At 51.9% G+C, this 14965-nt stretch carries 12 protein-coding genes; 8 read left to right on the top strand and 4 right to left on the bottom strand.

Annotated features, from left to right (window positions below; genetic code table 11):
* Nucleotides 1-27: 27 nt before the first annotated feature.
* Complete coding sequence (locus N7268_RS21555; RefSeq protein WP_198904198.1) at nt 28-1422, top strand: GntP family permease; 1395 nt, start codon at nt 28-30, stop codon at nt 1420-1422.
* 11 nt (nt 1423-1433) lie between these two features.
* The gene (locus N7268_RS21550; RefSeq protein WP_260864404.1) at nt 1434-2204 is read left to right on the top strand and encodes a 3-hydroxybutyrate dehydrogenase; all 771 of its coding nucleotides are present in this window, start codon (nt 1434-1436) and stop codon (nt 2202-2204) included.
* Between the two features lie 69 nt (nt 2205-2273).
* Here the strand turns inward: N7268_RS21550 and osmC are convergent, their stop codons facing one another.
* Nucleotides 2274-2705, bottom strand: a complete 432-nt coding sequence (gene osmC / locus N7268_RS21545) for an OsmC family protein (RefSeq protein ID WP_198904196.1) — start codon at nt 2703-2705, stop codon at nt 2274-2276.
* Nucleotides 2706-2933: 228 nt separating this feature from the next.
* On the opposite strand from osmC, the gene sra reads away from it, so the two are divergent.
* The 4 genes from sra (at nt 2934) to N7268_RS21525 (ending at nt 7484) form a co-directional block, all read left to right on the top strand.
* Nucleotides 2934-3074: a stationary-phase-induced ribosome-associated protein gene (sra, locus tag N7268_RS21540; RefSeq protein WP_198904195.1), complete on the top strand. Its 141-nt coding sequence runs from the start codon at nt 2934-2936 to the stop codon at nt 3072-3074.
* A 179-nt stretch (nt 3075-3253) separates the two neighbouring features.
* Nucleotides 3254-4951, top strand: a complete 1698-nt coding sequence (gene maeA, locus N7268_RS21535; protein ID WP_260864403.1) for a malate dehydrogenase — start codon at nt 3254-3256, stop codon at nt 4949-4951.
* A gap of 309 nt (nt 4952-5260) precedes the next feature.
* Nucleotides 5261-6976 (top strand): ABC-F family ATP-binding cassette domain-containing protein, encoded by a 1716-nt coding sequence (locus tag N7268_RS21530; RefSeq protein ID WP_260864402.1) that lies wholly within the window; start codon nt 5261-5263, stop codon nt 6974-6976.
* 220 nt (nt 6977-7196) lie between these two features.
* The gene (locus N7268_RS21525) at nt 7197-7484 is read left to right on the top strand and encodes a HigA family addiction module antitoxin (protein WP_260864401.1); all 288 of its coding nucleotides are present in this window, start codon (nt 7197-7199) and stop codon (nt 7482-7484) included.
* A 91-nt stretch (nt 7485-7575) separates the two neighbouring features.
* Here the strand turns inward: N7268_RS21525 and fdnI are convergent, their stop codons facing one another.
* From fdnI to fdnG, 3 genes are read right to left on the bottom strand one after another with little or no spacing between them, the layout of a single operon-like run.
* Nucleotides 7576-8232 (bottom strand): formate dehydrogenase-N subunit gamma, encoded by a 657-nt coding sequence (gene fdnI / locus N7268_RS21520; RefSeq protein WP_198904192.1) that lies wholly within the window; start codon nt 8230-8232, stop codon nt 7576-7578.
* Entirely contained in the window at nt 8225-9109 is an 885-nt protein-coding gene (gene fdnH / locus N7268_RS21515; RefSeq protein WP_260864400.1) for a formate dehydrogenase N subunit beta, read from the bottom strand. The genes fdnI and fdnH overlap by 8 nt, the downstream gene beginning before the upstream one ends.
* Nucleotides 9110-9122: 13 nt before the next feature.
* A complete protein-coding gene (fdnG, locus tag N7268_RS21510) occupies nt 9123-12170 on the bottom strand; it encodes a formate dehydrogenase-N subunit alpha (RefSeq protein WP_260864399.1) in 3048 nt (1015 codons plus the stop codon).
* Between the two features lie 275 nt (nt 12171-12445).
* Between fdnG and yddG the strand changes: the two genes are divergently transcribed.
* The gene (gene yddG, locus N7268_RS21505; protein ID WP_260864398.1) at nt 12446-13327 is read left to right on the top strand and encodes an aromatic amino acid efflux DMT transporter YddG; all 882 of its coding nucleotides are present in this window, start codon (nt 12446-12448) and stop codon (nt 13325-13327) included.
* 459 nt (nt 13328-13786) lie between these two features.
* Nucleotides 13787-14869, top strand: a complete 1083-nt coding sequence (ompD, locus tag N7268_RS21500) for a porin OmpD (RefSeq protein WP_260864397.1) — start codon at nt 13787-13789, stop codon at nt 14867-14869.
* The last annotated feature ends 96 nt before the right edge of the window (nt 14870-14965 follow it).

Here is a 14965-nt window from a genome sequence, read left to right as displayed (position 1 = left end):
TACCCACACTAATAATAATGAGGAGTCATGATGAGTGTATTAATCGCCCTGGCAGCGCTGGGCTTGCTGATGCTGGCAGCCTATCGCGGATACAGCGTTATCCTGTTTGCCCCCATCGCGGCATTAGGTGCTGTACTGCTCACTGAACCGAGCGCCGTCGGCCCTGCTTTTACCGGCCTGTTTATGGAAAAAATGGTCGGTTTTGTGAAGCTGTACTTCCCTGTGTTCTTACTGGGAGCGGTCTTTGGCAAGTTAATCGAGCTATCCGGTTTTTCCCGTTCTATCGTCGCCGCAGCGATCAACATCCTCGGGCGTCGTCACGCTATTCCCGTGATTGTGCTGGTGTGCGCGCTGTTAACCTACGGCGGCGTATCACTGTTCGTGGTCGCGTTTGCGGTGTATCCGTTCGCGGCCGAGCTTTTCCGTCAGAGCAATATTCCTAAGCGTCTGATCCCGGCGACCGTCGCATTGGGGGCATTCTCCTTCACCATGGATGCGCTGCCCGGTACGCCGCAGATCCAGAACATCATTCCGACCAGCTTCTTTGGCACCAATGCCTGGGCAGCACCCTGGCTGGGACTGATAGGATCGCTGTTTATCATTTTTGTCGGTCTGGTCTATCTCGAACGCCAGCGTCGTAAAGCGCAGGCTAAGAATGAAGGTTATGGTACTGAACTGTTAAACGAGCCGGAAACGCCGGATAACATCAACCTGCCAAACCCGATTATTGCGATTTCCCCGCTGATCCTGGTGGGCGTGTTTAACCTGTTGTTTACCCGCTGGATCCCACAATGGTACGGGGCGACGCATCAACTGGAACTTCCGGGACTTGCCAAACCGATTACCACGGAAGTTGGCAAGATAACCGCGATCTGGGCCGTGGAAGCCGCGTTGATTTCGGGGATTCTGCTGGTTGTCATTTTCGGTTATCGCAACATCAAAGGTCGTCTGGCCGAAGGAAGCAGAACGGCCGTCGGCGGTGCTATTCTGGCGGCCATGAATACCGCGTCAGAATATGGCTTTGGTGCTGTAATCGCCGCCCTGCCAGGGTTCCTCGTGCTGTCAAAAGCGCTGGCGGCCATTCCTGACCCACTGCTTAACGAAGCCATCAGTATCACCACCCTTGCCGGGATCACCGGATCGGCCTCTGGTGGGATGAGTATTGCGTTAGCGGCGATGTCGGACTCTTTCATTGCTGCCGCGCACGCTGCCAATATTCCACTGGAAGTCCTGCACCGCGTAGCCTCGATGGCCAGTGGCGGCATGGATACCCTTCCCCATAACGGCGCAGTCATTACGCTGCTGGCCATCACAGGCTTAAGCCATCGTCAGGCATATGGCGGGATCTTCGCCATCACGGTGATCAAAAGTCTGGCCGTGCTGTTTGTTATCGGCGTGTTTTACGCCACCGGAATTGTATAAGGAGAACGTTCATGAACTTAACGGGAAAAACAGCCCTCGTTACCGGCTCGACAAGCGGTATCGGTTTGGGGATCGCGCAGGTGCTGGCCAAAGCCGGCGCAACGCTGATTCTCAACGGATTTGGTGATATCGAGGCAGCAAAAGATGCCGTCGCGCAGTATGGCAACGTGCCGGGGTATCATGGCGCGGATCTGAGCGATGCCGCGCAAATTACCGAGATGATGCGTTACGCCGAAAGCGAATTTGGCGGCGTGGATATTCTGGTCAATAACGCCGGGATCCAACATGTATCGCCGGTGGAAACATTCCCGCCCGAAAAATGGAATGCGATTATCGCCATCAATCTCTCCTCCGTGTTTCACACCACACGCCTGGCGCTTCCCGGCATGCGGGCTCGTGACTGGGGACGCATTATTAATATCGCCTCAGTGCACGGCCTGGTGGCCTCAAAAGAGAAATCCGCCTACGTTGCGGCGAAGCATGGCGTGGTCGGGCTCACCAAGACTATTGCACTGGAAACGGCGCAGACCGGTATCACCTGTAATGCGTTGTGCCCAGGCTGGGTACTGACGCCACTGGTGCAACAACAAATCGATAAACGTATTGCGGATGGCGCTGCGCCCGATGCGGCGCGTGATGCTCTGCTCGCGGAGAAGCAGCCCTCACGTGAGTTTGTCACACCGGAGCAACTGGGTGAGCTGGCGCTGTTCCTGTGTTCAGATGGCGCGGCGCAGGTACGCGGTGTTGCGTGGAATATGGATGGGGGTTGGGTCGCGCAGTAAAAAACATCCGCTTATCCGGCCTACATTTATGTAGGCCCGGTAAGCATGTGTCACCGGGCAACGGGTCAGTTACGATTTTAACTGATAATCAAGGGTAATTTCCGCCTTCAGAACCTGTGAAACCGGGCAGCCGGCTTTGGCTTTCTGGATGATGCCATCAAACGTAGCGGCATCGATTCCAGGGACGGCAATCTCACTGTGTAGCGCCACTTTGGTTATCGCAAAACCCGCATCCACCTTATCCAGAGAAACATCGGCAGTTGTATCAATAGAATCTGGCGTAAACCCTGCCTCACCCAGCATCAACGAGAGCGCCATTGAGAAGCAGGCGGCATGGGCCGCACCAATCAGCTCTTCAGGGTTGGTCCCTTTAACGCCTTCAAATCGCGTATTAAACCCATAGGGTTGCTGATTTAACACGCCGCTTTCGGTCGAGACAGTCCCTTTCCCACGCTTGATATCACCTTCCCAGTGCGCCTGACCTTTCTTATGGATAGTCATTACTGCTCTCCTGTGTTGTCGTCGGAGTGATAAGTATAGGACGTTGAGGGAAAGGTATGACACATAATGGATAGTTCTGCATTTACCGCTTAAGCATTGACCTTTCAGATAAAATGACCGACCATCCAGAAAGCCGCTTTTTTAAACATCGGCTTTCTATCAGGTTGTATTTCGTCCGTTTCTGCACGGACTCGCCCTTGAAACCAGTAACAGGATTAAGGAGTTAGAATGAAATCGAACCGTCAGGCCCGTCATATTCTTGGACTGGACCACAAAATCTCCAACCAACGTAAAGTCGTCAGCGAAGGCGACAAAACCAGCGTGGTCAATAACCCAACCGGAAGAAAACGCCGCGCTGACAGCAAATAGGCCTTAACCCGCCTTACTGAATAACGATGATAAACACCATTGCAACCGCAGTGGTGTTTTTGCTTATAAAACCCCTTAACCCATTCACAATGCTTTATACTTCGCCCGTTTCCCTGGTGGAAGGCAACATATGATCATAAAGAGAGCCAGGGACAGTTATTCAAAAAAGAGCGAGTGACATGGAAAACGAAACTAAAAAACTGCGTTCCCTTTACATCCCCTACGCTGGCCCTGTACTGCTGGAGTTTCCCTTACTGAACAAAGGGAGTGCTTTCAGCGTCGAAGAACGCCGTAACTTCAACCTGCTGGGGTTACTGCCGGAAGTCGTCGAAACGATTGAAGAACAGGCCGACCGCGCCTGGATCCAATATCAGGGATTTAAAACGGAAATCGACAAACACATTTACCTGCGCAACATTCAGGATACCAACGAAACCCTGTTCTACCGTCTGGTGCATAACCACCTGGATGAGATGATGCCTGTCATCTACACCCCAACGGTAGGTGCGGCCTGCGAGCGTTTTTCTGAGATCTATCGTCGTTCACGCGGCGTCTTTATCTCTTACCAGAACCGCCACAACATGGACGATATCCTGCAAAACGTGCCAAACCACAATATCAAAGTCATCGTCGTCACTGACGGTGAACGTATTCTGGGTCTTGGTGACCAGGGGATCGGCGGGATGGGCATTCCTATCGGTAAACTGTCGCTGTATACCGCCTGCGGTGGGATTAGCCCGGCGTACACCCTGCCCGTCGTGCTGGACGTTGGCACGAATAACCAGCAACTGCTCAACGATCCGCTGTACATGGGTTGGCGTAACCCGCGTATCACCGACGATGAGTATTACGAATTTGTCGATGAGTTTATCCAGGCCGTTAAACATCGCTGGCCGGACGTACTGTTGCAGTTCGAAGACTTCGCACAGAAAAACGCCATGCCATTGTTGACCCGCTATCGCGATGAAATTTGCTCGTTTAACGACGATATTCAGGGTACCGCAGCAGTCACGGTAGGCACGCTCATCGCGGCCAGCCGTGCGGCAGGCAGCCAGTTAAGCGAGCAGAAGATTGTCTTCCTTGGCGCAGGTTCCGCCGGTTGCGGGATCGCCGAACAGATCGTCGCGCAAATTCAGCGTGAAGGTCTCAGTGAAGAAGAAGCACGCCAGCGTGTCTTTATGGTTGACCGCTTTGGCTTGTTGACCGACAAAATGCCGAATCTGCTCTCCTTCCAGACGAAGCTGGTGCAAAAACGCGAAAACCTGCAGCACTGGGATACGCAAAATGACGTGCTGTCGCTGCTCGACGTCGTACGCAATGTGAAACCGGATATTCTGATCGGCGTATCCGGTCAAACGGGTCTGTTTACCGAAGAGATCATTCGCGAGATGCATAAGCATTGTCCGCGCCCGATCGTGATGCCGCTCTCAAACCCAACCTCCCGCGTCGAAGCCACGCCGCAGGATATTATTGCCTGGACCGAAGGTAATGCGCTGGTTGCCACGGGCAGTCCGTTTGCACCGGTGGTGTGGAAAGAGAAGACCTACCCGATTGCCCAGTGTAATAACGCGTATATCTTCCCAGGTATCGGTCTTGGGGTGATTGCATCTGGCGCCTCGCGCATCACCGATGACATGCTGATGTCGGCCAGTGAAACGCTGGCTCAGTATTCGCCGATGGTGCTCAACGGTGAAGGTCTGGTGTTACCGGAGCTGAAGGATATTCAGACTGTATCGCGCGCCATCGCGTTTGCCGTCGGTAAAATGGCTCAGCAACAAGGCGTGGCGGTGAAAACCTCCGCGGAAGCGCTGCAACAGGCCATTGACGATAATTTCTGGCATGCAGAATATCGCGACTACCGTCGTACCTCTATCTGATGGTTTACCCGGCGGGATCATGCCGTCGGGTGTTCAAAGCTTGCGCGGATCGATAAGTTGCGATTACACTTTCACCATCGATTAACATTCGGAAAAATATAAGGAGGATACTTATGCTGTACTGTGAACGTTTCATCGCTTCACATACTTTAGGCGATCGCCAGTGCTCAAGCGTTATCGGTATCGTGCTGCGATAACTTCTGCTTGAGCGAAGCTAACTTCTAAATCTCCTTCCCTCGGGCTTACCGGGTTATCGTCAGCGATGTTTGACGAGGCGTTTTCACGCCTGTAACTCTTGAGTAAGCAACAATGAGCACATTACTAACCGCGCAATCCTTACACGTTGATACGGCATTCGGCACGCTATTCGACGATCTCTCCTTTACCCTAAAAAAAGGCGACCGCATCGGGCTTATCGGCTACAACGGCTGTGGCAAAAGTACGCTGTTAAAACTGCTTGATGGCACGATTTCGCCCACCAGCGGGTCAATAGCGCTGGCAAACCACTGCCATCTCGCCCGTGTGGAACAACATTTACCGGCTGACATTCTTCCGCTCAACCTACAGGAAGCGGTTCTTGCGCAACTTCCTGAGCATGCGCGTGCAGGCCAGCAGTGGCGCGTTGAATCGCTCCTCACAGAAATGGGATTTACGCCGGATAACTTACAGCTCACAGCACAAACGCTGAGCGGCGGACAACATACACGTCTGCTGCTGGCTCGGGCGCTGATGCGTGATCCTGATCTTTTATTGCTGGATGAACCGGGTAACCACCTGGATTTACCGACATTGCTCTGGCTGGAGCAGTTTTTACTGAACTGGTCTGGCAGTTTTGTGGTGGTGTCGCACGATCCGCAGTTACTGGATGCTGTCACCGGGAGTACGTGGATCCTGCGCGATCACACCCTGCACGCCTTTGATCTCCCCTGTAGCGCGGCGCGTCAGGCACTTGTTGCCAGAGATGCCAGCGATGCGTTACGCCATAAGGCCGAACAAAAAGAGATTGATCGCGTTACGGCCAGCGCTAAACGTCTGGCGACCTGGGGACGGGTCTATGACAACGAAGATTTGTCCCGAAAAGCCAAGCAGATGGAAAAACAGGTACTGAGACTGAAAGAGACGCAGACGGAAGTCACCGCAGGAAGTCAGTGGACACTAACATTACAGGGCGATGCCCTGCGTGCCGATCGCTTGCTGGAAATGTCTCAGTTGCGGGTTTCACCTGCGCCAGAGGCCGCGACCCTGTTTTCTGTTGCCGGCATCAGGATAAAAAGCGGTGACCGCGTGGCCATTGTCGGGCGTAACGGCTGTGGGAAATCCTCGTTGTTAAGGCTTATCTGGCAGCAATATCGGTCTCAGCTGGCGTCAGAGTCGCTGGTGCTGCATCCTCGTGTGACGCTGGGTTACTACGATCAGACATTGCACCAGCTTGCAGATAACGATTCATTGTTTGATGCGCTCGAACCGTTTGCTCCACAGCCGGAGGTTCGCAAAATGGCGCTAATTAGCGCGGGATTTCCGTGGATGCGTCACCAACAGGGCGTCAATACATTGAGCGGCGGCGAGCGGTCACGTCTGCTGTTTGTCGGACTTACGCTTGCCCGCTATAGCCTGTTAATGCTGGATGAGCCAACCAACCATCTGGACATGGAAGGCAAAGAGGCGCTGGCGCAAACGCTGCAAAACTTCAGCGGTGGCGTGCTGCTGGTCAGCCATGACCGCCAGCTCATTAGCCAAAGCTGTAACCGCTTCTGGTTTATCGACGAGGGCGAACTCAGCGAATGGCACGATCTGGACGCCATTAATGCCCGTATTCGGGAGACCGCAACGGAATTAGCGCCCGCCAAAACGGCAACGGAAACGGTGGTGGAAATTAGCGGTGACGGCGAGCGTCTGTTGGAAAAACTGATTGAGCTTGAACAGCGACTGGCCGATGACCTTGCTCGTAAGCCAAAGCATCAGAAACCGCAGTTGCAAGCGCAATGGCGTAAGGAGATTGCACGTTTGAATTCTCAACTCGAATAAAAAACGTTGCCGGATGAGCGCCATGCGGCAAATCTTGCGTGGCGCTTTCCAGAGGTTCCCTCGCCCACTTTCTCTTTAGATCCATTCGCCGCACAATTTTGAAAATATTACGGCCTCAGTGTTGCGCTTAACGGAACACTAATGATAGTGTTCCTCCGAAGGGAACAAGGAACTGGCGTGATCGCGATGCCTATATACTCGATTATGAGGACTATCATTGATGAAAATGGCAAATCATCCCCGTCCGGGGGATATTATTCAGGAAGCGCTGGATGAGCTAAACGTTAGTCTGCGCGAATTTGCCAAAGCAATGGAGATTGCGCCTTCTACCGCAAGTCGATTGTTGACCGGAAAAGCGGCGTTAACCCCGGAAATGGCGATCAAATTGTCGGTTGTGATCGGCAGTTCTCCACAAATGTGGCTGAACCTACAGAACACATGGAGTCTGGCAGAAGCAGAGAAAACAGTTGATGTTTCGCGGCTTCGCCGTCTGGTTATTCAGGAATAACAGACCCGTTCGTTGCAGACATCTGCATGGTGTTTTAGACAAAAAAATGGCGCTACCGATGCAGCGCCATTTTGTCAGAACGTATCAGGGGTTATTTAACGCCTTCTTCGCTCTCTTTTTTCGCTTCCAGACGTTCGACTTCGCGGTACCAGCGAGGGTGATGTTTCTTCGCCCAACGACGACTCACCTTCCCTTCGACCATGCCTTTAATCGATCCTTTCACCCAAAACGCCATATACATATGGATGAGGATGGCATGCATCAGGATGATACCCGCCGCTGCGTGGATTAGCAGACTGTAACGCACAACCTGCATCGGGAAGAACTGCGCAAAGTACGGACGCCAGATAATCACGCCGGTGACCAGCAGCACAAAAATCATACTCATGATCGACCAGAACATCATTTTCTGTCCGGCGTTGTACTTGCCCACGTCCGCAACTTTGTGTTCGTTGCCTTTCAGCACTTCCACAATGTTTTTCAGCCACGGAATGTCTTTCTTATCCGGGATGTTGTGGTGCACAAAGCGCACAAACATAAACATCAGCGCGACGAAGATCAGCAGCCCGAAGAACGGGTGCAGAATACGCCCCATCTGCGGTGTACCGAAGGTTTGCGTCAACCACTGCAAAGTCGGGAAGAAAAACGAAATACCCGACAGCGCAACCAGAAAGAAGCAAATCACCACCGTCCAGTGACAGGCGCGGTCGATAAACTTCGTGCGCACAATCATTTTCGACTTACTCATGATGATCCTCCTCGTCGTCGTCCACTTCCTTATTCGGGCCAATTCCAATGTAGTGGAAAATGAGTCCGGCGAAGGTGGCGATAAATCCGGCTGCCGCCAGCGGTTTCAGCGCCCCTTTCCACAGGTTGATAGAGGTATCGATCTGTGGATCTTTTGGCAAACCGTGGTACAACTCCGGCTGGTTAGCGTGATGCAGGACGTACATCACGTGCGTTCCGCCCACACCCTGCGGGTTGTAGACACCGGCATGTTCGAAACCGCGCGCTTTCAGTTTTTCGACGCGCTGCTCGCCCATTTCCAGCATCTCTTGCTTGGTCCCGAAATGTATTGCCCCGGTTGGACAGGTTTTCACGCAGGCAGGCTCCTGCCCGACGCTGACGCGATCCACACACAACGTACATTTATAGACGCGGTTATCCTCTTTATTGAGGCGCGGAATATTAAATGGACACCCGGCGATACAGTACCCGCAGCCAATGCAATGCTCTGACTGGAAATCGACAATCCCGTTGGCGTACTGGATGATAGCCCCGGCAGACGGGCATGCCTTCAGGCAGCCCGGATCTTCACAGTGCATACAGCCGTCTTTACGAATCAGCCATTCCAGTTTGCCGTTCTGCTCGGTTTCGGTAAAACGCATCACCGTCCAGGATTTGGCGCTCAGATCGGCGGGGTTGTCATACACCCCGACGCAATGACCGACTTCATCACGGATATCGTTCCACTCTGAACATGCCACCTGGCAGGCTTTACAGCCCACACAGGAGGACACGTCGATCAGTTTCGCGACTTCGGCTTTGTAATCACGTGCCTGAGGCGGCGGCGTGATGGAGTTTGTTGCGGACCGTTTGATAATGTCCTGCGTTTCCATAGACATATGTTCGCCTCCCTTACGCCTTCTCGATGTTAACTAAAAACGCTTTGTATTCCGGCGTTTGCGAGTTTGCATCACCGACATTTGGCGTCAGGGTGTTGGCGATAAAGCCTTTACGCGCGACTCCTTCAAAGCCCCAGTGAATTGGGATCCCCACCGTTTCGATCTGCTGACCGTTAACCTGCAGGGTACGCAGACGACGCGTCACCACGGCCACAGCACGGATAAATCCACGCTTGCTGCTGACTTTCACGTAATCGCCGTTAGCGATACCTTTTGCTGCCGCCAGCGTTTCGCTGATCTCCACAAACTGCTCTGGTTGAGCAATCGCATTCAGCAAGGCGTGCTTGGTCCAGGTGTGGAAATGTTCCGTCAGACGATAGGTTGTACCCACGTACGGGAAGTCCTGCTTGTTCCCCATACGCAACGCATCGGCTTCATACAGACGCGCCGCCGGGTTGGAGATCACCTTCGGATGCAGCGGGTTTGTGCCCAGCGGTGTTTCCATCGGCTCGTAATGTTCCGGGAACGGCCCTTCAGCCAGCTTATCGATGGCGAACAGACGACCCAGCCCTTCCGGCTGCATGATAAACGGATTGGTACCGCTGCCCGGTGCGGCGTTGTTGAAGTCTGGGATATCGTTACCCGTCCACTTCGTCCCGTTCCACTGGATCAACATGCGTTTCGGATCCCACGGTTTACCCTGTGGATCTGCCGAGGCGCGGTTATACAGAACGCGGCGGTTCAACGGCCATGCCCAGGCCCAACCTAACGTGTTGCCCAGCCCTGACGGGTCAGCGTTATCGCGGTTCGCCATCTGGTTGCCCTGCTCGGTCCAGCTACCGGTATAGATCCAGCAGGACGATGCGGTGGTACCGTCATCACGCAACTGCGCAAAGCTGCTCAGCAATTGACCTTTTTTCGCAATCAGCACACCATTGGCATCATAGAGATCGTCCAGCGCATAGCCGTTGTTCTCTTTCGCCACCTCTTCTGAATGCGGTTCGTCCGGTTGCTTATAGCTCCAGCTCATATTCAGCAGCGGCTCGACGCCTTTACCGCCTTCTGTGCGATACAGGTTGCGCAGACGATGGTAAATACCGGCCAGAATTTCGCCGTCATTACGGGCCTCGCCCGGTGCATCCTGACCTTTCCAGTGCCATTGCAGCCAGCGACCGGAGTTGGCAATTGAGCCGTCTTCTTCTGCAAAGCAGGTTGAAGGCAGACGGAACACTTCGGTCTGGATCGACGCTGGATCAACATCGTTAGCATCGCCGTGGTTTTGCCAGAAGGTAGAAGTTTCAGTGACCAGCGGATCGATAATCACCAGATACTTCAGTTTGCTCAGTGACTGAACCACTTTGTTTTTGTCCGGGAAGGACGCAACCGGGTTAAAGCCCTGACAGATGTAGCCGGTGACTTTCCCGCTATCCATCATGTTGAAGTATTTGATGACGTCGTAGGACTGATCCCACTTCGGCAGCCACTCAAAGCCCCAGTCATTCTCTTTCTGCGCCGCATTGCCGTAGAAAGATTTCATCAGACTGACGAAGAACTTCGGATAGTTGCCCCAATAGTTAACCTGGTCGGCCAGCGTTGCTTTCGGCGTATTGGCCGTTAAATAGGTTTGCAGATCGGCCTGTTTCTCTGACGGCAGCGTCAGGTATCCTGGCAGACTGGTTGAGAGAAGACCTAAGTCGGTTAAACCCTGAATATTGGAGTGACCACGTAAGGCGTTAACACCGCCGCCAGCCATCCCCATGTTACCGAGCAGCAGCTGGATCATCGCCATGGTGCGGATGTTCTGCGCCCCAACGGTGTGTTGCGTCCAGCCCAGTGCGTACAGGAAGGTGGTCGTGCGATCGGCTGCGCTGGTGGAGGCCAGCACTTCACAGACTTTCAGGAAGTCGGCTTTCGGCGTACCGCAGATGTTTTCCACCACGTCCGGCGTATAACGGGAAACGTGCTGTTTCAGCAGATTCCAGACGCAGCGAGGATGGCTTAAGGTCTCATCACGCTTCGCGTAGCCATTTTCGTCGAACTGGTAGTTCCAGGACGACTTATCGTACTGGCGTTTTTTCGGGTCATAACCGCTGAACAAACCGTCTTCAAAAGCAAAATCATCCCGCACCAGCAGGCTGGCGTTGGTGTAATGCTTCACATATTCAGCGTTGATTTTGTTGTTTTCAATCAGGTACAGCAACACACCAGAAAGGAACGTAATGTCCGTACCGGAACGAATCGGCGCGTAAATATCCGCGACAGAGGCTGTACGTGTAAAACGAGGGTCAACAACAATCAGCGTGGCGTCATTGTTGTTTTTCGCTTCCATCGCCCAGCGGAAACCCACCGGATGGGCTTCAGCGGCGTTACCGCCCATCACCATCACGACGTTAGCGTTTTTAATATCAACCCAGTGGTTGGTCATCGCACCGCGACCAAATGTTGGAGCAAGACTTGCTACCGTTGGTCCGTGTCAGACGCGCGCCTGGTTGTCTACTGCCAGCATGCCGAGTGAGCGCACAAATTTTTGCGTCAGCATGCCGGTTTCATTACTTGCCGCAGATGCACACAGCATCCCGGTTGAAAGCCAGCGGTTTACCGTGACGCCCTGTTCATTCTTTTCGACAAAGTTGGCATCACGGTCGGTTTTCATCAGTTTGGCAATGCGGGTGAATGCTTCATCCCAGCTAATGCGCTGCCACTTGTCAGAACCTGGCGCACGGTATTCAGGGTAACGCAGACGGTTTTCACTGTGCACGTAATCCAGGAGTCCTGCGCCTTTCGGGCATAATGCCCCACGGCTTACCGGATGATCCGGATCCCCTTCAATATGGTAAATCGCTTCTTTGGCGTTTTTTGCTCCATCACCCAGGCTATACATTAATAGCCCGCAACCTACGGAACAGTATGTGCAGGTGTTTCGGATCTCTTTCGCGCGTAACAGTTTATAGTTTCGCGCCTGAGCCAGTGCCATTTTGGGTGCAAAACCCAGCGCAGCGACTGTTGTTCCCGCCATACCGCCCGCGCAGATTTTAAAAAATTGTCTGCGGCTGACGTCCATTGCTTTCCTCTTTTTTGCAGGGATGCGTACAAGAAATCTCTCAAATTGCGCCAGCGCGGCAGTCTGAAAGATGACATGTACAACTTCGCGACGAAACTAACAGCTATATCCATAAATTTTTTGCGTCAAATCAATAACGAAACGGTTCCGCTACTAAATAGTGCAGTTTGTTTAACCTTCATACCTACAAGGGGTTACGCAAAAGGGAATTAGTTAGCGCATCGTTGAGGAAAAGTGCTATAAATTTCAGCTTCATTTTTTGACAGACAAACAGCATGACAAAACAAAAAGCAACGTTAATCGGACTCATGGCCATCGTGCTCTGGAGCACCATGGTGGGACTGATGCGTGGTGTCAGTGAGGGACTGGGGCCAGCAGGTGGCGCGGCGATGATTTTCTCATTAAGCGGCCTGCTACTTATTTTCACCGTGGGTTTTCCTGATATAAGAAAATTTCCGGTTCGCTATTTAATCGCCGGCAGTGTGCTCTTTGTCAGCTATGAAATATGTTTAGCGCTGGCATTAGGATATGCCGCCACCCGGCATCAGGCAATTGAAGTCGGAATGGTCAATTATCTCTGGCCCAGCCTCACGATATTGTTTGCCATATTATTTAATGGCCAAAAAACGACCTGGTTGGTGATCCCCGGTTTAATCATCGCGTTGACCGGTGTCTGCTGGGTATTAGGTGGCGAGAATGGACTGAATCTTGGTGAAATTATCAGCAATGTTGCCAGTAGTCCGCTCAGTTATTTTCTGGCTTTTTTGGGTGCTTTTATCTGGGCAACATATTGTACGGTGACCAATAAATATGCAAAAGGCTTCAACGGTATCACCGTGTTCGTTTTACTGACCGCTCTAAGCTTGTGGATTTACTATTTCCTGACGCCACAGCCTGATATGATTTTCAGCACACCAGTGGTCATTAAGATGTTTACCGCAGCATTGACCTTAGGATTTGCCTATGCGGCATGGAATATCGGTATTCTGCACGGTAACGTCACGGTGATGGCCGTTGGCTCTTATTTCACGCCGGTTTTATCCTCCGCACTGGCTGCCGTGTTGCTGAGCGCCCCGCTCTCGTTTTCGTTCTGGCAAGGCGCGCTGATGGTCTGTGCCGGCTCGTTGCTGTGCTGGCTGGCGACACGTCGTGCCTGAAAAAATGCCGGGTTTTAATGCGCATAATGAAAACCTGGCTACACTTCGTTTTATTGATGGATAATTATTGTCCGTTTTGCTTGCGTTTTATGTTTTATTTTGTTTAATTAAATGTTAAATATATTGTTATTAATTTACGCTCGAAAGTATTACATATTTATCTATAAACCACCGGAAGAATATATTACACAACCGTAACTACCTATAATTAAACCATACTCTGCATAATAGTCCCCTACGTAAATATACCCATCCCGATCAGTCACATATTATGATTAATATAAGCTGTGGTAATAAGTGGATCTGGATCACACAAATTCAAATATTCCGTAATAATATGAAACTTATTATTGAACTCATACCACAAGGTCATTTAAAAATGGTTCGCCATTGACGAACACCTTCGTTTAGCAATGGTTTAGGATACACACCAAAAAGAAATTATAAGGATTATTTAGAATGAAACTTAAATTAGTTGCAGTGGCAGTGACTACCCTGTTGGCAGCAGGTGCGGTAAACGCAGCTGAGGTATATAACAAAGACGGCAACAAACTGGATCTGTACGGTAAAGTTCACGCGCAGCATTATTTCTCTGATGATAATAGCAACGATGGTGACAAAACTTACGCGCGTATGGGTTTCAAAGGCGAAACTCAGATCAATGACCAGCTGGTTGGCTTTGGTCAATGGGAATATGAATTCAAAGGTAACCGTTCTGAAGATCAGGGTTCCGAAGCAGACAAAACTCGTCTGGCATTCGCTGGCCTGAAATTCGCTGAATACGGTTCTTTCGACTACGGCCGTAACTACGGCGTAGCTTACGACATCGGCGCATGGACCGACGTTCTGCCTGAGTTCGGTGGCGATACCTGGACCCAGACTGACGTATTCATGACCGGCCGTACCACCGGCGTTGCAACCTACCGTAACACCGACTTCTTCGGTCTGGTAGAAGGTCTGAACTTTGCTGCTCAGTACCAGGGCAAAAACGAGCGCGACAACCTGAAAGAAGCTAACGGCGACGGTTTCGGTCTGTCTACCACTTATGAGTATGAAGGCTTCGGCGTAGGTGCGACCTATGCGAAATCTGACCGTACTGACCGTCAGGCTGTTGGTAACGGCGCTTTCATGGCTTCCGGTAAAAACGCTGAAGTGTGGGCTGCTGGCCTGAAATATGATGCGAACAACATCTACCTGGCGACCACCTACTCCGAAACCCGTAACATGACTACCTATGGTGGTTCCGGTATTACTGGTATCGCGGATAAAGCACAGAACTTTGAAGCTGTTGCTCAGTACCAGTTCGACTTCGGTCTGCGTCCGTCCATCGCTTACCTGAAATCCAAAGGTAAAGACATCAACGGTTACGGCGACCAGGATCTGGTTGAATACGTAGACCTGGGTGCTACTTACTACTTCAACAAAAACATGTCTACCTTCGTTGATTACAAAATCAACCTGCTGGACGACAACAACTTCACCACTGCTGCGAAAGTTTCAACTGACAACGTCGTTGCTGTTGGTCTGAACTACCAGTTCTAATTTGTTGTAACCTGAATGCAAAGCCAGTCCATTCCGGGCTGGCTTTTTCACTTGAAGTAGACTCGGTCATAAGGAGTATGCCGTGCAGACGTTCAC

The sequence above is a fragment of the Citrobacter sp. Marseille-Q6884 genome, assembly GCF_945906775.1.
Lineage (GTDB): Bacteria > Pseudomonadota > Gammaproteobacteria > Enterobacterales > Enterobacteriaceae > Citrobacter.
The sequence above is the reverse complement of the archived record's forward strand: the minus strand, read 5'-3'. Positions and strand labels throughout refer to the sequence as shown.

Excerpts from the sequence above, each read along its gene's own strand:
- fdnH (WP_260864400.1), bottom strand. The coding sequence starts at position 9,109 with ATGTCTATGGAAACGCAGGACATTATCAAACGGTCCGCAACAAACTCC.
- osmC (WP_198904196.1), bottom strand. The coding sequence starts at position 2,705 with ATGACTATCCATAAGAAAGGTCAGGCGCACTGGGAAGGTGATATCAAG.
- ompD (WP_260864397.1), top strand. The coding sequence starts at position 13,787 with ATGAAACTTAAATTAGTTGCAGTGGCAGTGACTACCCTGTTGGCAGCA.
- N7268_RS21555 (WP_198904198.1), top strand. The coding sequence starts at position 28 with ATGATGAGTGTATTAATCGCCCTGGCAGCGCTGGGCTTGCTGATGCTG.
- maeA (WP_260864403.1), top strand. The coding sequence starts at position 3,254 with ATGGAAAACGAAACTAAAAAACTGCGTTCCCTTTACATCCCCTACGCT.
- N7268_RS21550 (WP_260864404.1), top strand. The coding sequence starts at position 1,434 with ATGAACTTAACGGGAAAAACAGCCCTCGTTACCGGCTCGACAAGCGGT.
- yddG (WP_260864398.1), top strand. The coding sequence starts at position 12,446 with ATGACAAAACAAAAAGCAACGTTAATCGGACTCATGGCCATCGTGCTC.
- N7268_RS21525 (WP_260864401.1), top strand. The coding sequence starts at position 7,197 with ATGAAAATGGCAAATCATCCCCGTCCGGGGGATATTATTCAGGAAGCG.
- N7268_RS21530 (WP_260864402.1), top strand. The coding sequence starts at position 5,261 with ATGAGCACATTACTAACCGCGCAATCCTTACACGTTGATACGGCATTC.
- fdnI (WP_198904192.1), bottom strand. The coding sequence starts at position 8,232 with ATGAGTAAGTCGAAAATGATTGTGCGCACGAAGTTTATCGACCGCGCC.
- sra (WP_198904195.1), top strand. The coding sequence starts at position 2,934 with ATGAAATCGAACCGTCAGGCCCGTCATATTCTTGGACTGGACCACAAA.